21 protein-coding genes are annotated in these 17,150 nt (G+C 44.0%); 9 read left to right on the top strand and 12 right to left on the bottom strand.

Going from position 1 to position 17,150, the window contains the following annotated elements:
* Window positions 1–14 precede the first annotated feature (14 nt).
* Entirely contained in the window at window positions 15–611 is a 597-nt protein-coding gene (locus NH399_RS13440) for a GspH/FimT family pseudopilin (RefSeq protein ID WP_253040885.1), read from the top strand.
* A 43-nt stretch (window positions 612–654) separates the two neighbouring features.
* Here the strand turns inward: NH399_RS13440 and thiI are convergent, their stop codons facing one another.
* Together thiI and lexA are read right to left on the bottom strand one after the other, a co-directional pair.
* Window positions 655–2,106: a tRNA uracil 4-sulfurtransferase ThiI gene (gene thiI, locus NH399_RS13445; protein WP_253040887.1), complete on the bottom strand. Its 1,452-nt coding sequence runs from the start codon at window positions 2,104–2,106 to the stop codon at window positions 655–657.
* Between the two features lie 183 nt (window positions 2,107–2,289).
* Window positions 2,290–2,883 carry a transcriptional repressor LexA gene (gene lexA / locus NH399_RS13450; RefSeq protein WP_253040889.1) on the bottom strand — a complete coding sequence of 198 codons (594 nt, stop codon included), beginning with the start codon at window positions 2,881–2,883 and terminating at the stop codon, window positions 2,290–2,292.
* A 152-nt stretch (window positions 2,884–3,035) separates the two neighbouring features.
* On the opposite strand from lexA, the gene NH399_RS13455 reads away from it, so the two are divergent.
* Entirely contained in the window at window positions 3,036–3,929 is an 894-nt protein-coding gene (locus NH399_RS13455; RefSeq protein WP_253040891.1) for a hypothetical protein, read from the top strand.
* 7 nt (window positions 3,930–3,936) lie between these two features.
* Here the strand turns inward: NH399_RS13455 and NH399_RS13460 are convergent, their stop codons facing one another.
* Together NH399_RS13460 and NH399_RS13465 are read right to left on the bottom strand one after the other, a co-directional pair.
* Window positions 3,937–4,500, bottom strand: coding sequence for a hypothetical protein (locus tag NH399_RS13460; RefSeq protein WP_253040893.1), 564 nt, complete (start codon window positions 4,498–4,500; stop codon window positions 3,937–3,939).
* Window positions 4,501–4,585: 85 nt separating this feature from the next.
* Entirely contained in the window at window positions 4,586–4,846 is a 261-nt protein-coding gene (locus NH399_RS13465) for a hypothetical protein (RefSeq protein ID WP_253040895.1), read from the bottom strand.
* A 198-nt stretch (window positions 4,847–5,044) separates the two neighbouring features.
* Between NH399_RS13465 and smrA the strand changes: the two genes are divergently transcribed.
* Window positions 5,045–5,611 carry a DNA endonuclease SmrA gene (gene smrA, locus NH399_RS13470; protein WP_253040897.1) on the top strand — a complete coding sequence of 189 codons (567 nt, stop codon included), beginning with the start codon at window positions 5,045–5,047 and terminating at the stop codon, window positions 5,609–5,611.
* A gap of 49 nt (window positions 5,612–5,660) precedes the next feature.
* On the opposite strand, the gene NH399_RS13475 is transcribed toward smrA, so the two are convergent.
* From NH399_RS13475 to NH399_RS13490, 4 genes are all read right to left on the bottom strand, one after another.
* On the bottom strand, window positions 5,661–6,035 hold the full coding sequence (locus NH399_RS13475) for a DUF4124 domain-containing protein (RefSeq protein ID WP_253040899.1): 375 nt from the start codon (window positions 6,033–6,035) through the stop codon (window positions 5,661–5,663).
* Window positions 6,036–6,180: 145 nt separating this feature from the next.
* Entirely contained in the window at window positions 6,181–6,552 is a 372-nt protein-coding gene (locus tag NH399_RS13480) for a PilZ domain-containing protein (protein WP_253040901.1), read from the bottom strand.
* An 11-nt stretch (window positions 6,553–6,563) separates the two neighbouring features.
* Window positions 6,564–6,938, bottom strand: a complete 375-nt coding sequence (locus tag NH399_RS13485) for a PilZ domain-containing protein (RefSeq protein ID WP_253040903.1) — start codon at window positions 6,936–6,938, stop codon at window positions 6,564–6,566.
* A gap of 76 nt (window positions 6,939–7,014) precedes the next feature.
* The gene (locus NH399_RS13490; RefSeq protein WP_253040905.1) at window positions 7,015–7,761 is read right to left on the bottom strand and encodes a gamma-glutamyl-gamma-aminobutyrate hydrolase family protein; all 747 of its coding nucleotides are present in this window, start codon (window positions 7,759–7,761) and stop codon (window positions 7,015–7,017) included.
* 271 nt (window positions 7,762–8,032) lie between these two features.
* Between NH399_RS13490 and NH399_RS13495 the strand changes: the two genes are divergently transcribed.
* The gene (locus tag NH399_RS13495; protein ID WP_253040907.1) at window positions 8,033–10,369 is read left to right on the top strand and encodes a DUF748 domain-containing protein; all 2,337 of its coding nucleotides are present in this window, start codon (window positions 8,033–8,035) and stop codon (window positions 10,367–10,369) included.
* Here the strand turns inward: NH399_RS13495 and NH399_RS13500 are convergent.
* Window positions 10,361–10,705 (bottom strand): hypothetical protein, encoded by a 345-nt coding sequence (locus tag NH399_RS13500; RefSeq protein WP_253040909.1) that lies wholly within the window; start codon window positions 10,703–10,705, stop codon window positions 10,361–10,363. The genes NH399_RS13495 and NH399_RS13500 overlap by 9 nt on opposite strands.
* A gap of 224 nt (window positions 10,706–10,929) precedes the next feature.
* Here NH399_RS13500 and slyD point away from each other — a divergent pair, with 224 nt between their 5' ends.
* Window positions 10,930–11,412: a peptidylprolyl isomerase gene (gene slyD, locus NH399_RS13505; RefSeq protein ID WP_253040912.1), complete on the top strand. Its 483-nt coding sequence runs from the start codon at window positions 10,930–10,932 to the stop codon at window positions 11,410–11,412.
* 72 nt (window positions 11,413–11,484) lie between these two features.
* Here the strand turns inward: slyD and NH399_RS13510 are convergent, their stop codons facing one another.
* Window positions 11,485–12,576: a ketoacyl-ACP synthase III gene (locus NH399_RS13510; protein WP_371876079.1), complete on the bottom strand. Its 1,092-nt coding sequence runs from the start codon at window positions 12,574–12,576 to the stop codon at window positions 11,485–11,487.
* Window positions 12,577–12,936: 360 nt separating this feature from the next.
* Between NH399_RS13510 and NH399_RS13515 the strand changes: the two genes are divergently transcribed.
* The gene (locus tag NH399_RS13515) at window positions 12,937–13,308 is read left to right on the top strand and encodes a hypothetical protein (RefSeq protein ID WP_253040916.1); all 372 of its coding nucleotides are present in this window, start codon (window positions 12,937–12,939) and stop codon (window positions 13,306–13,308) included.
* A gap of 159 nt (window positions 13,309–13,467) precedes the next feature.
* Entirely contained in the window at window positions 13,468–13,833 is a 366-nt protein-coding gene (locus tag NH399_RS13520; RefSeq protein ID WP_253040918.1) for a hypothetical protein, read from the top strand.
* Between the two features lie 11 nt (window positions 13,834–13,844).
* On the opposite strand, the gene NH399_RS13525 is transcribed toward NH399_RS13520, so the two are convergent.
* The gene (locus tag NH399_RS13525) at window positions 13,845–14,432 is read right to left on the bottom strand and encodes a hypothetical protein (RefSeq protein WP_253040920.1); all 588 of its coding nucleotides are present in this window, start codon (window positions 14,430–14,432) and stop codon (window positions 13,845–13,847) included.
* A 365-nt stretch (window positions 14,433–14,797) separates the two neighbouring features.
* Here NH399_RS13525 and NH399_RS13530 point away from each other — a divergent pair, with 365 nt between their 5' ends.
* Both NH399_RS13530 and NH399_RS13535 read left to right on the top strand, forming a co-directional pair.
* Window positions 14,798–15,244, top strand: coding sequence for a MarR family winged helix-turn-helix transcriptional regulator (locus NH399_RS13530; protein WP_253040922.1), 447 nt, complete (start codon window positions 14,798–14,800; stop codon window positions 15,242–15,244).
* A 72-nt stretch (window positions 15,245–15,316) separates the two neighbouring features.
* Window positions 15,317–15,907, top strand: coding sequence for a carboxymuconolactone decarboxylase family protein (locus NH399_RS13535; RefSeq protein ID WP_253040924.1), 591 nt, complete (start codon window positions 15,317–15,319; stop codon window positions 15,905–15,907).
* A 44-nt stretch (window positions 15,908–15,951) separates the two neighbouring features.
* Here NH399_RS13535 and NH399_RS13540 read toward each other — a convergent pair whose 3' ends face one another.
* On the bottom strand, window positions 15,952–17,148 hold the full coding sequence (locus NH399_RS13540) for a lipid A-modifier LpxR family protein (RefSeq protein WP_253040926.1): 1,197 nt from the start codon (window positions 17,146–17,148) through the stop codon (window positions 15,952–15,954).
* Window positions 17,149–17,150: the final 2 nt, after the last annotated feature.

Genomic DNA, 17,150 nt, shown 5'->3' on the forward strand with positions numbered 1-17,150 from the left:
ATCGGGCACTCTCTATGGAAACGACAGCACCCGAATTTTTTACTTTAAGGATAACTATGAAATCAAAAGGTTTTACATTAACAGAGATGCTTGTAGCCACTGGCATTGCAGGCATACTTATAACGGGCGCCATCCCAAGTTTTGGTCACCTGTATAACCGGACCATCGTCAACACCGAAGCGGCCAAATTAGCAAACGGATTACAGCTTGCCAGAGAGTACGCCATTAAATATCAAAAGCATGTAGCCGTGTGCGCTCAAGCCTCTCCAAATAGTTGCGGTGGGAATTGGACAAAAGGTTTTCTTGTTTTTGTTGATGAGGATAAAGATCAACAACTCACCGACAAGGATGAAGTGTTGTTTTTTCATAAGCCACAAAATAAAAAGTTAAGCATTCAGTGGCGCTCATTCAAAGGAGATAGCCCAATTACCTTTGCACCAACAGGTATAACCTGGCACAACAATGGAACTTTTACGTTTTGTCTAAAAGAAAAGCCGCGTCACGCACGCGCTATCTTTCTAGCCAAAACAGGACGAGTAGCCCCTTCGAAAGATAGTAACAACGATGGCTATCACGAAACCCGAAGCGGACGCGCGTTGAACTGCGCCTAAATTTGAATCCCATTTTCGCAATTAAGCGAAAATGGGATGAGCTCTAATTGCGAAATACCTTGATATTATCGAAGCCTTGCAGAGTGAGTTGGTGAGCCTGAACTTGGCTCATCACGCCTTTATCGCAATACAGTAGGTAACGCGTGTTTTTATCTAACTCTTCGAGACGATTGCTAATGGAATAAAATGGAATCTTGAGAATTTTATTATTGGTTAACATCAACGGCGATAAGCTTTCTTCGTCGGGATGTCTAACATCAATAATAACATCGTTCACATCAGGTGTGGCGATGACCTCTACGTTAGTATCAGTGACAACACCTTCCAGAACTTGATGAATACTGACTATTTTTTTCTCTGCGATGGCGTTGTCGAGAACAGAAAAGTCGAAGTCACTTTCTGTCTCTAACACTTTATCTAATTTTGCTCGCGTTGTTGGTTTGCGAGAAATAACGCCACAATACTCTGGCATGCTGGCGGCAAAATCTTCGGTACCAATGTCACGGGCGATGGCAATAATATCTTGTTTGTCCATCGAAATAAGAGGGCGTAAAACCGTAGCATTTGAACATTCGTTAATGACATTTAAGTTGGTTAGAGTTTGGCTTGAAACTTGACCTACAGCCTCTCCAGTAACGATTGCAGGCAAAGCCAAATCTTCTGCTACCTTTTCGGCCGCTCGCAACATCATGCGTTTAAGAACGACTCCCATCAAAGAGGAATCTACCTTCTGCAGAATTTCATTCACAACCTCTTCAAAAGGTACCGAAACAAATTTCACTCGTTGGGTACTGCCGTACTTTTGCCACAAGTAAGATGCAACCTGTTTAACACCAATCTCATGAGCTAAGCCACCCAAATTGAAAAAGCAGAAGTGCGTTAAAATACCACGACGAGTCATCAGATAACTCGATACGGTTGAATCAAACCCGCCGGAGATCAGTGACAAGACAGCCTCTTGCTGTCCTAAAGGATATCCACCTAAACCTTCAATCTTCTCTCTGACCAGTGCCACAGTTTGATCGATGATTTCCAGTTGCAGTAAGTATTCTGGATTGTGAAGATCCACCTGACGCGCTTCGGTATTGTGTAGTATGGCACCACCTATCTGGCGCTCAGCTTCACTCGAGGTGAAAGAGTGCTTACCTTTACGCTTAATACGCACGCAAAAGCTCTTGTCTTTCACGTCTTCGGCATAGTGACGAATACACAATTGCGCGACATCGTCCAACTCATTGAACTCGTGGCTGTCTACACGGTAGACAAAGTCGATTCCGGGCGTGCACTGTAATCGTTCTTTTAAGACTTCCCAGGTCGTGCTATCAATATCAGGCATTTCTACCTCGATCTTATCCCAGCGGCTAAAAACCTTGGCTTCAGGCACAATTTCCTGAATCAATTTGGTTAAATTGCGGCGTAACTGGGTAACAAACAGCTTTCGAACAGGTTTGCTTTTGACAACAATTTCATGGAACAGCTTAACGACGAGTTTCATAGGAGATAGTAATAAATGCTTCGAACAGAAAAGAATATTTTACCTCAAACACGAGGTATTACACAGTTTAAAGCATGAATATAAGCAAAATCCCATGAATATCCCCGTCGTCTTTCAAATGCTTTGGCTATAACGGCTGTATTCATGGGACTAGAACAATAGGATAAGATATCAGAAAGGCGGTTACGCCCTAATCAAGCCAACAAACTGACCTTCAATAATCAGTTGATCGGGAGCCACCTCAATAGGTTGGAAGTCAGAGTTTTCAGGATACAGAACTGGATTACCGTTTTCTTTGCCTAAACGTTTTACCGTCACTTCGTCTTCGATTCTTGCGACGACAATTTGTCCAATATCAGCTGTCTGAGATTTGCGTACGGCAATCAAATCACCATCAAGAATACCGGCATCCTTCATACTGTCGCCACGAACACGTAACAGGAAAGTCGGCTTTTTGCGTCTTAAAATCTCAGGAATCGTTACATAACGCTCAATATTCTCTACCGCTTCAATGGGTAGACCGGCAGCAACGGATCCCAACAAAGGCAGCTCATCAACCTCGCTGGCAAGAATCTGGATCCCGCGCGTTTTCTCACTGTGCAACCGAATTGCGCCTTTTTTTGCCAGCGCTTTCAAATGATCGGCAGCAGCTTTTGTCGAGCTGACATCAAGTAAACGAGCGAGCTCTGCATGAGTCGGCGCAATTCCATTTTCTTCAATAAAGTCTCTTAATACGTCCAGCACATGCTGCTGACGCATGGTCAGTTCTCTACTCATAAAAAATTATCCTAGTGTTCTGATTACCAAACAAATTAATACTACTTATTTAAGTAGATTGCAAGTTTTTCTTAAAATTGTCCGCTTTCTTTTTGTGCTGAAAATCAGTTTTGTACTATAACTAAGTTAAAAATAAGAGGTAATCAACCAACGTGAATCCGCAACCGACGGCATTGAATTTTTTTGGCTCTTTCGCACAGATAAACCAGATACTCAAACTGTCTGCGTTGCCTCTGTACGAATCCCATCAGCTAAAAGATCCCTTTATTCCAACCAAAACAATGACGATTGAATTTAATCGTACCGAGATGCTCGAAAGCACCATCCGCCGCATGGTGGGATTGATTCTCAGCAAGAGCTCTCCTAAAGGAAACCCTAACCATCCAATGCAAAAGGTCATTCGTCGTTGGCGCAGCGAAGAACGGTTTGAAAGTGAAAAAGATATAAGAACAGCACTAGAAAGCCTGTTGCCAACAGTTGTTGAGCAAAATTATCACCAGGCAGAAACCTATTACGAAGATTTGCGGCAATACATCGAAAACCAAAGAATTGTACGCTTTTTTGATAATCTGAATGACATACAGCTGTGGAATTCAGAAGCTCAGCACTATACAGGTGCGGTCATTCGTTTTGACTTTTCTGATGACGAATCCTTTATGTCTCAATTGCATCCTGCTAACTATCCCACCACTCCAGCTAAAGTGCTGGCTCTTAACTCTTGTATTCAGCTCATGCTTGGAGAGCTTAATGAAATAGAGCTTAAGCCAATCGAGTTGCTTCTCGTGCAAAACAAGCTGTTTAAAAGTCAGAAAGAATGGCGTTATGTGAGCCCGTTAGATAGCGATGCCAAACCGTGGCATCCTTTTAACGAGCAAAATATTAGAGCGCTCTATGCAGGCCCATTGATGCCCAAAGATAAACTGGCGCAACTGCAACAGCAATTCCACCAAATAGCCCCAGATGCTCCCGTGTACCAGACTGTAACCGCAGAGCATTCTTTCGAGTTTAAGTTTGAAGCAATATCAACGGAAGAACTGCAACAATAAGGTAACCCTAAACCAGTTTTAGATGGCTAGTATCTGGCGGAGGAGGTTCATTCTTTTCTGTCTCGGGTAAGATTCTTTCGCCTGTTCCGGCTAAAGATAACGCAGAAGTATCCACTTCTCGCTGCTCATAGACCTTTTCTTTGACGAGTCTTTCACCGGCATTAGCAACACTCCAATCACCACCTTCGGGTGAATCTTCATTCGCTTGCGCAGCGACGGGCGCTGGCACGGCCTCTGCTGGTGGAGCAGGTTGTTGAGCAACAGGTTCTGCCTGTACAGGAGGCTCAGAAACAGGTTTTGCAGCCTGAGTCGGCGTTTCAGCGACAGCTTCTTCGGTCTCAATTTTCTGAATTAAGACCATAGCACCAGCTTGCTTAAGCGCTGACTGGTATTTCATGGCGGTTGGGTAATCCAGGCCTTTTTTAATGACATTGGCTTCGCCAGTAAACAAACGTTCCATCTGCTCAACATTGGTCTTAAACAATTTGGCCAGATTTAGCTTCACTTCGTCCAGATCGGCGTTAGGCACAACGCGACCAGAGAATACGATATTAAATTTTCCATCAATCATAAGCCACTCAAAACTCTGTTAGCGTATTATACAGGTTATCAAATAATACCAGCTTGCTATAAAAAAATCATCTAGTTACAAAGAGTTACATCACAAACTTGATAGAAATACCCTCTTTGCCCACATCAACTACCACGGCCTCAACAACAGGCATAGGCTCAGGAAATCCAATGGCCTGAACCGTAATAAAAGTGCCCGGTGGTAATTCGGTTAAAATATTGGACTGAATAAAAGCGCCACTATCTGATAATTCGCTGGTCGTGGCCATGACAGTACCCATAATGTTAGTCTTCACTTCAACATCAGCACGAATAGCAGCAGATTTTGTGGTCGAGTTTCGAGGCATGGTTCATATCCACATTAATTTTTATAAGTTTAGACGATTCAATAGTTTTGTCCCAATAACCAGCGAAAACAGAGCTTTGAGCGGTTAAATTAGTGATATTAATAGTTCTGGCGCAGCCCAATTCCAGCACAAAAGACTTACGTATAACGCCCAATCATTGATAAACTCAGGTTAAGTTGTATTGATGTACCGATAACCATGTCTGACGAAGAATCTCTTTTTGCCGAAATGACCGATGGCGTCAAGCCGTTAAAGCAAGATAAAGTCATTATTAAGCCTAACGAAAAGGCCGATGTGTCAGTCTCCGTCAGACGGCATGCCGCTTTGAATGATCAACGTAGAGACGAGAATTTCCTCTCTGATGCTGATATCCCGATGGTCGATCCCTTAGATATTATCTACAAAAAAATGGATGGTTTGCAGGAAGGTGTTTACAAGAAAATGCGCCTTGGCAAATACACATTGGATGCTCATTTAGATTTGCATCGACATACCGTAGAAGAAGCACGTCAAGCCCTGTTTAGATTTATTAAAACCAGCCTCAAGCTGGAATGCCGCACGATACTAATCACTCATGGCAAAGGAGAACGTAGTAACCCGCCTGCTAAACTAAAAAGCTACGTTAACTACTGGCTACACCAAATTCCAGAAGTGATGGCCTTCCACTCGGCTCAGCCAAAACATGGCGGCACCGGTTCAGTTTACGTATTATTAAAGAAATCAGAAAACAAACGGCATATAAACAGAGAGTCTTTTCGGCGCTAGCCGTCGACAGTATGTTCAGCTCCAAGCCCTCATACTGTCGCTAGTGTATTTATTGGCCGCCTTTTAACAAAGCCTCTTTCTCTTCTTTCGAAAGAGATTTATCAATATCAAACTTCAAATCGCCCAAGCGAACCGTTTCGTAGTCCTTAACATCAGGGGGTAACTGATAATTCATGTGAACCTGGCCGTATTTATCAGTCCATTTATAAATCACTTTATTGGCTTCGCGAACTGACATGGGTGCTCTGGACACTCGGATGCCACGAAACACAGAGATAGTCTCGGCAACAAGCTCACCAACAGATTCAGTATCTTGATAGTTATCGAAAACGATAGACCACTGGCCAGGGTGTGCTTCTTTTACCCATAACACACGACCAATGATTAATGCCAAAATCAACAGAATTAACAATACTTGCTTCATACAATAAACCTTGCCCAAAAGCGTTAAGTACAATCGATATCTAGATTGTAACGGATACTGAATAATCTCCAAATAAAGATATCACAAAGCGATTAAATAGTTTATCAATAGTCACCTGGCGGCTTCGAACAGGTCGCAACAATGCTTAAGGGAATTGTGTACGCCAGGAATGAATATCAGAATGTTCTGCTTCAATAATCTCGAAGCCACAAAGGTAGGTAGGCATATCGTCGATTTGATCGCACCAACGCACTTCGCCCGTTAATAGAAAACGACTAGAGTCATCCTTAAACTCAACCAAAAGCTCCAACAAACTGTTTACTTTAAGAGGATAGCTGGACTGAACTTTAAGCCCTGTAGCGGAAATATCACGAGTTGAGCATTTAACAATAAGTCCGTCGTGTTGCTCAGCAGAAGAAGACAGCACCTCAATGAAAACCAACTCTTCGCGACGATAGCGATTTTCTTTACGCAGATCTTGTGACGTCTCACTATCGATCTGAATTTCATTACTCATTTTTTCTCTCTTCATCCACTCGATGTGTCCTCTTGATCAAATAAGGTCTTCCAATCACTAAAATCGGATGATTCTTTATCGATCAAGCAAACCCCAGCAGAATAGGTTGGCGTATTATCTAACTCAAGGCACCATTGAACTCGGCCTATCAGCACAAACACTCTTTCGTCATCAGAAAATATTACATTTAAATCGAGGATTTGACCAATCGGAACGGGTTCGTGACAAACTATCTTGATTCCAGATAAAGAGATATCACGAATGCGACTGGCGTGCAACTTCTCGGCACCATCTAACTGGGTGAACTTATAGCGAATAAATGCCTCTCGCTGAACTGCCAGACGAGCTTCCGAACGTAATTCTTGCGATGCTCCCTCCATTGCCATAACGCCTCTCTCCTACAACGATAAAAAGTCACAATATCTACAGAGAGTATAGCTTATACCGCTACTGACGGCCTATTTAGCGGTGAAAGAACACCTGCTGCGCCTTGACCGCAGGCAATAAAGACAAAAATTGACTGAAAACCTGATGGCTTAGCGCCAGTGAACGATCCATTTGATAAAGAGTCTGCGCCCAAATAGACTCAATTCGAGCTTCAGCTTGCTCCAATCCCAGCTCTTCTAAGTGCTGAGGTAACCGCAACCAGCGTTGAATTAATGGGAGATTAGCTTCCAGATGAAATTGAAACCCATAAACATTGTCATTTAGACGAAAAGCCTGATTGTGGCATTGTTGCCCACTCACGAGGAGCTCCGCACCAGAAGGAAGCTCAAATGTGTACTCATGCCACTGAAACACCATCTCTGATGACCCGAAGTGCTGGATAACCTTATCGGCACCACCAGCAGGGGTCGGCGCTAACTCGGTCCATCCTACCTCTCGTTCATCCATCTGACGCACATCAGCTCCCATCGAAGAAGCAATCAATTGAGCACCGAGGCAAATACCAAGAATAGGGATCCCAAGCTCAATAGCTTCTCTAATCAATGCCTTTTCAACGTCCAAATGTGGGTAGTTGGCTTCTTGGCCAATATTCATAGGCCCGCCTAATACAACCAACCCATCGTAGCCTCTAAGAGAAGGTTGTTCATTTGGGTCACGGCCAAAATTAACGTAGCGAATACGATGCCGTGCCGCCCGAATCAAGGGATCTAAGGTCCCCAATGGTTCATAAGGCACATGTTGAAACACCATCACTTTCGCCACTTACTGCTCCTCTTTGCTAACTAAACAGCCCATTCTAATAACCGACACACCTATCATACGCTCAAAAAACACTCAAACAACGGATAAATATCCACCTTTTCTTTCGCTGTTGGTGCTCATTAAAGATTATTCATAGTTTTAAGTTAGACTACTAATACAGTTTGGCTATGACCTTACAACCATTTTGCTTCAGCACCGAGTATCAGCGTTTCACGATACGGGTGACTTGATTTACAATAGCGGAAAATGCCGTATCACTCAGGGAATATCAATGCCGTTTGTTAATTTTCGTAAACATCCAATTCGAGCCATCTTATTCAGTTTATTGCTGCTGCTTGCTCTTATTGTTGCGCTTAGTTCTTATGTCGTTAAGTTTGCTGTAACACACTGGTTTGAACAACAAGGTGCAGAGATCACCATCGAAGAGCTCGATTTATCACTGTTCAATTCTCGCCTTCATATAAAGCAATTTAATTCCAGCCAACAGCAGCAAACTTTAAGCTTTGATGATTTAGTACTCGACTGGCGCTGGTCTCCACTCTTTGAAAATCAGGTTGTCATTGACGAGTTTGAACTACAAGGCTTAACACTCGACCTGGTTACCCAGCAAAAAGTGGTGCAACAAATCGGCTCTATTGTCCCTCCAGCACCAAGCAACGATACACCACCAGATGAATCAGCCACACCTGCAGAATGGAAAATAAACCTGACCAATCTGGAGCTTGGATTAAAAGCAGTTTGCTGGAAAGACAGCGATGCCATAAAGCCCATGTTTGAAGCGTTAGTACACCCTGATGCACCAGCGAATCAATTGTGTTTAAAAACGCAACTGCAATGGTTAGGTGACGTAAAGATTATTGCGGGCCAACAGGTGGATTATTCTGTTGAAGGTAAATTTTTATCATCGTTGTTCGATTTGCAACTGAATCAAATGTCGTTGCTATCTCATCAACAGTTGATACTGGACCAATTGCGTCTAACACCCGAAGCCATCAAACTGGATCAAATCGACTGGCAACAGCCTTATTTTATGTGGGATAAGCAGGCACAATCTCCTCATAGTATGGCCAAGCTGGCTGGCTCAATTGATGAACTCGCTTTAAAAAACCTATCTTTTGCGCCAGACACCACAACCGTCGAACTTAACGAATTTATCAGTAACAACATCAAGACGTGGGCGACTGCCAAAGATCAACAACTACATCCACTAGCTTCTTTAAGCAGTATTGTGGTGAAAAACGTTTTTCACCAGCCGACTTCCAGCAAAGTGGAGGCATTGGAATTATCCGAATTTAAAGCGCTGGATCAATCCGTCGTGAGCCTTGAGCCTCAGGCAGACGAAAACTATCACGCAGGTTTTGCTAATCTGACGATCAACCATATCGACTGGCAAAACAACACGCTGGTTATCGACGAAGTGCTCAATAAGGGCACCTTTTTGTACGCAGAAATTCTACCCGATGCACAGTTTAATTTAGCGCAATGGTTCCCAGCTAGTGAGGCCTCCGATGAATCAGCCGCATCGACAGAAGCTGAAGCAGAAATGAAACCCGAGGCAGAAACGCAAGAAGAAACCTCTGTTCACTATACAATAAAACAGCTTTCTATTATCGATAGTCAGACCTTACAGGTCATTGATCATAGTGTGCATCCAGTTTCAAAACATCAGCTAGAAAAACTAAACCTGACTGTTAAAGATTTAAACAGTGAGCAACGTGTCAGTGACTTTACTTTTGAAACTTTGATTAACCAGACTGGCATTTTAAAAGCCGATGGACAATTAACCCAAACAGCCAAAAGTCCAGATGTTGTCGTAAAAGGCAATTTGTCAGGATTGAATTTGGCCGCCTACTCACCTTATGCCGCCAAATTTATTGGCTACCGAATTGATCAGGGTCAGCTCAATACCGACATCGACTTTAATCTAAAATCAGACCAACTCGACAGCGAAGTGAACTTTTCTTTCAACAAGTTTGAGCTGGGAGATCTGGAGCAGCATGAGAAAAACGAACTCACCGCAGAACTTGGTGTGCCTTTGCCTCTAGCTTTAAACCTTTTGCGTGACAGTGATGACAATATCGAGCTCTCGATTCCTCTAAAAGGTGATGTTAACAACCCCGACTTTTCGATTAACGACGTCATTACAACCGTGAGTATTAAAGCCATAAAAACCGCTGTTATTTATCAGTACTCTCCTTTTGGATTACTGACATTAGCAGGCGGAGTACTTGATCTGGCTACGGGCCTGAGTTTTGATCCGGTGCCTTATGCGGCGCAATCGAAAGACTTAAACGATACCGCCAAGCAGCAATTAGACAAGCTGGCACCCTTGTTAAACGAAAAACCCAAAATTACACTCGTACTCTGTGGTCAGGCTGGAAGAGACGATCTCCCTCCTCCCGCTCAACCCGTTGCAGAGGGTGCAAAATTACCACCATTGACCAAAGAAGAAATCAAACTACTGACCAATCTGGCGGATCAACGACAGAAGTCAGCAGTTCAATATTTAACAGCCACCCACAAGATCGCTGCGCAACGACTATTGGCATGCAATGTAAAAATCGATAGTACGGGAACCGCTAAACCAAGCGTTACCATTTCAATCTAATCGCGACAGGCGTGTCTTTTTCCACGAAACACCCTTGGGTTTAAACCCAGGGGGTTTCGTCTTAATCCAGTCAGCATACCGAGCCACCTCTTCCACAGCACGTAACTTATCCATATCGTAATAATGAAATGCCAGCTCTTTTTCGGAAAATAGTCGGTGAATATGGTCGTGACAGCACCGACACAACCAGGCGACTTTGAATAGCCGCTCGTCGCGAGAAAAACGCTTACGAATCGACTTTCTGTTATGCAATGTTTTGGGGATCAGGTGATGTTTTGTTAAATGGGTCTCACGACAACACAGCTCACACTGCTCCGGTATCTGCGTTTCCTGCAAAATGATTATCCTAAATTCAATAACTAGTTTGCTAAAATGGTGGTAATTAAGGCCATTTTAAAGCCCTTGCGGAGACAAAAAGTACGAAATACCCTCAGAAGCCACAGCAAAACCAAACTTTTCTTAACGAGTGACCATTATCTCTATTATAATCGGACTTTCTTTTTACCTCTCCACGAGAGAGTAAACCGTATCCATCGCTACACGCATATAGGAACCAATCCATGCAAATCGAGCATAAAAAAGTTGTTTACATCCATTACACCGTAAAAAATGACGCTGGTGAACTTATCGACTCTTCTGAAGGTAAAGATCCATTGGCTTATTTGCATGGATATCGCAACATCGTTGTAGGTCTAGAAAAAGCCCTGGAAGGCAAAACAACTGGCGACAAGCTAGAAACCACCGTCAGCCCAGAAGAAGGCTACGGCGAAGTTCAGGAAGAAATGGTTCAACAGGTACCAAGAGAGCAGTTCCAGGGCATTGATAACATCGAAGTAGGTATGCACTTCGAAGCTCAAACTGAGCAAGGTCCACACTTGGTAGAAGTAACAGCCATTGACGATCAATTCGTTACTGTTGACGGAAACCATCCTTTGGCAGGTTCAACGTTAAACTTCTCTGTAGAAGTTATCGAAGTTCGTGAAGCAACTGAGGAAGAAATTGCTCATGGTCACGTTCACGGTGTAGGCGGCCACGAGCACTAAGCCAACATCCTTCTAAAAGTGCAGCGCCCGCCTTGGGCATTGCACTTTTTCTTTTCTGATTTTTCTTTCGTGCTATGCCGACACCACCACCTTATGGCGTCGATTAATTTCCAATAAAGGCTCTATCAATTCCAGCGCCGTTTTGTCGCAGGGTGGTAACTCCACAGCAGCCTCAGCAATAGGCTCTACTCGAGCTCCCCAACGCAAGTAAGCAGCTCCCCAGGTCAATCCAGCCCCAAAAGCCGGCATCACAATCTTGTCATAAGGCTGTATACGTTTTTGTTCCAGTATCTCTGTTAAAGTGACAGGAATCGTTGCGGCAGATGTATTGGCATAACGATCTACAGTAATGGCAACTCTGTCCATATCAATGTTCATGCGCTTGGCAACGGCTTCAATAATACGGCGATTGGCCTGATGCGGAATCACCCAGTCAACTTCTTCAACATCGACATTGGCATCCGCTAATGCACCCTGAGTGGCTAGTACCATACCGCGAGTTGCCCGCTTAAAAATTTCCTGTCCATCAAACTCCCAGGAAATATGCGCATAGCTATCTAGACCGCGATTCGCTCCTGAACCAAAATTATCGGTGGCCAGAGTATCTCGCATATCTCCATAGCACCCCAACTTGCTCGATAACACACCAACAGGCTCACTGGTAGCTTCTAACACAACAGCCCCCGCCCCATCACCGAACAAAACGGAAACATTGCGGTTGGTCCAATCCAAAAACCATGACAGTTTTTCGGCACCAATCACAACGACCTTGTTCATGACACCGGCCTGTATCAATGAAGTTGCCGTGCTGATGGCATATAAAAAACTGCAACAGGCGCTGTTGAGATCCATACAGGCCGCCACTTTATTGCCCAGTCGTTTTTGCACATAAGAAGAGCAATTAGGCATGAGCGTAGTAGGCGTCATAGAACCAAAAAGAATACCGTCAATATCATTGACTTCGAGTCCTGCTGCGGCAATTGCTCGAGCCGCAGCAACATAAGCCAACTCATCAGCATTCACATGAGAGATACGACGTTCTTTCATCCCCGTACGAGAGAAAATCCATTCGTCAGAGGTATCCATAATCGTGGATAAATCATCATTCGTTAGTGTTGCCGGGGGCATGCATTTTCCCCACCCGGTAATTTCTGCGTACCGCACTCAATGTCTTCCCAGAAGTTTGTCTCAGCGCGCTAGTGTATAGAATTAATTACGCTGAAGACCTCCAACCAGATTGATTTTGTAAGGATATTCCAACTCCTTTTTAAAATAAGGTAGAATCAACGCCAAGAGGTCTTTGAGTGAAGACTTTTTGATTGTCGACAGATGCATGAATCCCACTTAGATTTTTTGCCTTTTTCACTTTCAACGGAACGAAAATGTGTTGTCGCTCAGGTGACGACCCAAGGCCTTCACTTAAAGATCATTTACATATACCCAAAGTCTTTCGAAATGCAGCTAACATGGCTACACCTTAAAAGGCGACGAGTATAGACATTCAATCAATTTTGAGGCCATATCATGGATTCTATCCAATCATCTGAATTGCAGATGGACACTAGCTCACTTTTTAAAGAAGAAGTCGTTACCGATCAAAAAATCGGAACGATTAGAATTTTAACGCCTATTACGGTTGATGGCGCAGTCGACGAATCACGCAAAGTGACTTACCTGGGTCAAACGCAAATGTTGACTCCTGCCGGTGCACTGCCATTGAACTTCGAAATTGAAGCAGACAGCCTTGCCGCAGCGATTGAAGAATTTGCTAAAGGCGCGCAACAAGCCATGGAAAAAACCATGGAAGAACTCAAAGAACTGCGTCGTCAGCAGTCATCTTCTATCGTTGTTCCTGGTGCTGGCGGTGGTGGTGGCAGCCAAATCCAGATGCCATAACCCAATTTGGCTGGCGCAATGCCAGCCAATATATAACGGCCCTCTTTCCATCGAGTCATCCATGCCATTTGAAAGAAGGTGGTTATCAAGCATTCAGTATTTGTTCAGACTCATTCCACTAGAATACATCTCATAGTCAAAAACGTTTCAGGTTAAGCCATGAGATCTCTTTCGGTAGTTAAAATTTCCGTTGTTGCAGTCACGCTGATAGCACTGACTGGTTGTTCTATTCATAGTCGCCACCACGTCAGACACGGTCATCATCATGGCTACCATGGCCACACCTCAGTTCATGTACATGGTCACGGCCGCGCCGCAAAAGCCCTGGGTATTCTGGCAGCAGGCGCTATTATTGGACACGTTATCCATGAAGCCAGCAAAGACGATGAGCCAGAAGCTCCACCACAAGCACCATTACCAAAAAGCTACTACCTGAAAACTCTTGAAGGCGATTGTGTTTATGTTCAACAAGACCGCCATGGTGAAACCCGTACACCGGTCGCCCACAGCTACTGCGATCAATAAGTTAGGAATTATCAGCAAATACGTCCATAAGCCGTACCAGCAACAGCACATCGATTGGTCTTAAGTTCATTCACTCGACTTGCCAGCTCTTTGCAGAAACTGCTTTTGTTACGGCTATCACGGCGCTCAATAATCGCGGTTAATTCAAATACTCTCGACACCAACCAGCGGCAGCTCGGTGAAGACTCTCGCTTCACCGCCTCCTCACGCGTCAAAAGCTCACTTTTGGACACTCCTGTCGATAGACCGGTTTGCGGTTCGCCTGCAACTAAGGCTAGCTGATCAGGCTCCTCTTTTTGTGAATCCATTGCCTGTTCAAAAATGGATTGAGCGGAGACATCGGTGGCAGAGACGACAGACGTCGTATAATCGATACCCGGTGCAGGCCGCGTCGGCGTTAATTGCACGCCGCCAGACTCATCAACCCATATATAGACCGGAAACTCAGTACCATTAACGGTGCCCTGTGAGACTTCATCCACCACCAACTTCTGATCATACTGATGCGCCCAGACCAAAACCGGAAAATACCAGATGATATTCACCAACATGGTTAATATGAGAATGTTTATGAATGTCTGAATAATTGTCGCCGGCATTTGTCCCTCACAGTATGACGGCTTATCAGTCTCACCACTCAATCGACTGATGCGTTAGAGAAAGCGTCGGTTCCTTAGTTGATGAATCAACGACATCAACCTAACCATATTATGTTGAGACTATAAATAAAACAAGCACTTAGATACCCAGAAAGAGTTATTTTTTGCTATAACAATTTTGCATAATTCAATAAAACAGATTAAATGATAGACAGAGATTTAACTTAGTTTTTTGTAGAATCCGTTCTAAAATAACGTCATTAACGTTACAATTATCGCCACGCCACCATGATCTTGAAAGTTCAAGCAATTAGCTTTTTTCAAGAGGTTTGCAATGCTCTTCTCGATGCACAGGATTACGCAATATGCTCGACCTAAATAAACATATCCCTTATAAATTAGCAGTGCTCTCTAATACTATCCGCCAAACAACGACCGATGTTTTTGTAAAAGGCACAGGAATGTCGCCAAGAGAATGGAGAGTCCTGGCTATTATAGGTATAAGCAGTCCAGTCACTTCTGTAAGAATTAAAGAACTTACAGGAATGGATGCAGCCACAATTACCAGAGCCAATGCGCGTTTAATCGAATTGGGCTTCGTGCAAAAAACACCAAATCCTAATGATGGCCGTAGCACTCTGTTAACCCTTACCGATAAAGGCAAAGACAAGTTTGAACTGCTGATGCCGAAGATGCAGGCTTCTGGACAACACTATCGTCAGGCTCTTAGCGAAGGAGAAGCCATTTTGCTGCTTGAATTAATAGAAAAACTGCAAAACCACGCTGAATTATTATTAAATCAAGAAGGCTAGCGCTTATTTAGTTGAATTTTCAAATAGTTTCACCTAGCATGGTAAAATGTTTTCGATTGGGAATAAACTATCATGCCTTTAGTCACCCCTTTATCTCAAAACCATGATCAAGAAGTTGTCGAATTAGCACGCTTTTTTAATGAAACTCTAGGATTTTGCCCTAACAGCGTGCTGACCATGCAGCGCCGTCCTGCGATTGCCAAAGCCTTTATTCAATTAAATAAAGCCGTTATGGAAAATCATGGTTCCGTCACTAGCGAACAAAAACGTTTAATTGGTTACATTACCAGTGCCAATACTGGCTGCCGTTACTGTGAAGCACACACCATTCTCGCCGCCCATCGTTACGGCGGCAGCGATGAGCGCTTGCAAAACATCTGGGATTTTCGGGATAGCTCGCTCTACTCTGACGCTGAAAAAGCAGCCTTTGAGTTTGCTCTGGCCGCCTCATCGATTCCTAATGCCGTTAATGAAGACATCAGCGCAAATCTTCATGAGTACTGGAACGATGATGAAATTGTCGAAATTCTTGGTGTCATCTCTCTCTTTGGTTATTTGAACCGCTGGAACGACAGCATGGGAACTACCATGGAAGACGGTGCCGTTGATGCAGGAAAAACCTACCTGGGTAACACCAGCTGGGAGCGTGGAAAGCACGTTTAGATACCAAGTAAACTAAGCTCGGACCCGGCCGTGCTTAGTTTGTCTTACCAATGATTGCTAACAATAAAACCACCCCAAACCACATTACGATCCGCCTTACCGGATTTAACCTCCGATGATTGCATACGTAACAGGTAGCTAAAGCGCCAGCCACTCTCAAATTGTCGAGTCACGCCAGCCCATACATCAGCGATGATAGGGCGAACATCGTGTGACGAATAGGTTACTGGACTGTCTTTAAATTGCCCTTGTAAAAAAGAATTGTAAGCTCTTAAGTGCAAATTAAATCCTCCCCAGAAATAAAATTCTTCCGAACTTTGATTGACACCGACCAAGCTCGCAGATTTTTCTGAGTAGTCGTTAAATTGCGGACGAAAGCTGTACCAGGGAGAATTAAACTGACCAACACGCCCCGCCAACCCCCAGGAGATCTCAGAAATATAACCGACACTTGCCTGAGTGGCTGTACTCAGCTCAACATTGCTGGTTTCGTCATAATCCCCATAAAAGAGATTTTGTCTTGCCACACTATAACGAAAAGTTAACTCTCCACCTTCGCTGATTTGGTTATCCCAGCCAACAGGCTTGTCGCCTCCTAAAACCTTATGTAAACCACTCTGAATATTACTCACAACCGGCGCACCTAAAACACCCAGAGTTAAGGTAGAAACCCAGGCACTGTCATTTTCAAAATCAATCGACTCGTGGGTATTAGAAAGATACAACAAGCTAGCGTAAGGCCGATCATTCATTTGCGCGGCAGTACTCTTAATGTCTTCTGGAGTGAACACCGTAAAGCCCACTTCAAAGCTGTGTAGCTGTCGATCATGACCGCTGTGACGCTGAGTTAATCCGGTGACATTATTCACTTGCGTCAATAATGGATCTAACGAAAACCAATATTCCGTTGCGCGTCGCCCAGCCAATGTGACCGACAGCCCTCCCGTATAATCCTGATCAGAACTGCGCAATGCAAAAAGATCATTATCAAAATACAGAGCCCAGCCCGTATCCCATGGCTCTTCGTCAGTATCCCAAATCCAGCCACGATGAGGGTTCTTTTCGCTATTCACACTACCAAATAAAGCAGCCGCCTTAACATCAACCGCTTTCTCTTCACTTTGATCAACGAGATTTGCTGCGGGCACCATTGGTGCTTCACTGTCTTTAACATTGGCCAATGCCCCGACTGAAAATACAGTCGAAATGACCAATGCATTCAACCATCGATTACGAACCACTC

This window comes from Pleionea sp. CnH1-48, from assembly GCF_024124665.1.
Taxonomy (GTDB): Bacteria; Pseudomonadota; Gammaproteobacteria; order Enterobacterales; family Kangiellaceae; genus JAMXSB01.

Excerpts from the sequence above, each read along its gene's own strand:
- NH399_RS13520 (WP_253040918.1), top strand. The coding sequence starts at position 13,468 with ATGAGATCTCTTTCGGTAGTTAAAATTTCCGTTGTTGCAGTCACGCTG.
- slyD (WP_253040912.1), top strand. The coding sequence starts at position 10,930 with ATGCAAATCGAGCATAAAAAAGTTGTTTACATCCATTACACCGTAAAA.
- NH399_RS13465 (WP_253040895.1), bottom strand. The coding sequence starts at position 4,846 with ATGCCTCGAAACTCGACCACAAAATCTGCTGCTATTCGTGCTGATGTT.
- smrA (WP_253040897.1), top strand. The coding sequence starts at position 5,045 with ATGTCTGACGAAGAATCTCTTTTTGCCGAAATGACCGATGGCGTCAAG.
- NH399_RS13475 (WP_253040899.1), bottom strand. The coding sequence starts at position 6,035 with ATGAAGCAAGTATTGTTAATTCTGTTGATTTTGGCATTAATCATTGGT.
- NH399_RS13495 (WP_253040907.1), top strand. The coding sequence starts at position 8,033 with ATGCCGTTTGTTAATTTTCGTAAACATCCAATTCGAGCCATCTTATTC.
- NH399_RS13525 (WP_253040920.1), bottom strand. The coding sequence starts at position 14,432 with ATGCCGGCGACAATTATTCAGACATTCATAAACATTCTCATATTAACC.
- NH399_RS13515 (WP_253040916.1), top strand. The coding sequence starts at position 12,937 with ATGGATTCTATCCAATCATCTGAATTGCAGATGGACACTAGCTCACTT.
- NH399_RS13440 (WP_253040885.1), top strand. The coding sequence starts at position 15 with ATGGAAACGACAGCACCCGAATTTTTTACTTTAAGGATAACTATGAAA.
- thiI (WP_253040887.1), bottom strand. The coding sequence starts at position 2,106 with ATGAAACTCGTCGTTAAGCTGTTCCATGAAATTGTTGTCAAAAGCAAA.
- NH399_RS13530 (WP_253040922.1), top strand. The coding sequence starts at position 14,798 with ATGCTCGACCTAAATAAACATATCCCTTATAAATTAGCAGTGCTCTCT.
- NH399_RS13460 (WP_253040893.1), bottom strand. The coding sequence starts at position 4,500 with ATGATTGATGGAAAATTTAATATCGTATTCTCTGGTCGCGTTGTGCCT.
- NH399_RS13485 (WP_253040903.1), bottom strand. The coding sequence starts at position 6,938 with ATGGCAATGGAGGGAGCATCGCAAGAATTACGTTCGGAAGCTCGTCTG.
- NH399_RS13480 (WP_253040901.1), bottom strand. The coding sequence starts at position 6,552 with ATGAGTAATGAAATTCAGATCGATAGTGAGACGTCACAAGATCTGCGT.
- lexA (WP_253040889.1), bottom strand. The coding sequence starts at position 2,883 with ATGAGTAGAGAACTGACCATGCGTCAGCAGCATGTGCTGGACGTATTA.
- NH399_RS13535 (WP_253040924.1), top strand. The coding sequence starts at position 15,317 with ATGCCTTTAGTCACCCCTTTATCTCAAAACCATGATCAAGAAGTTGTC.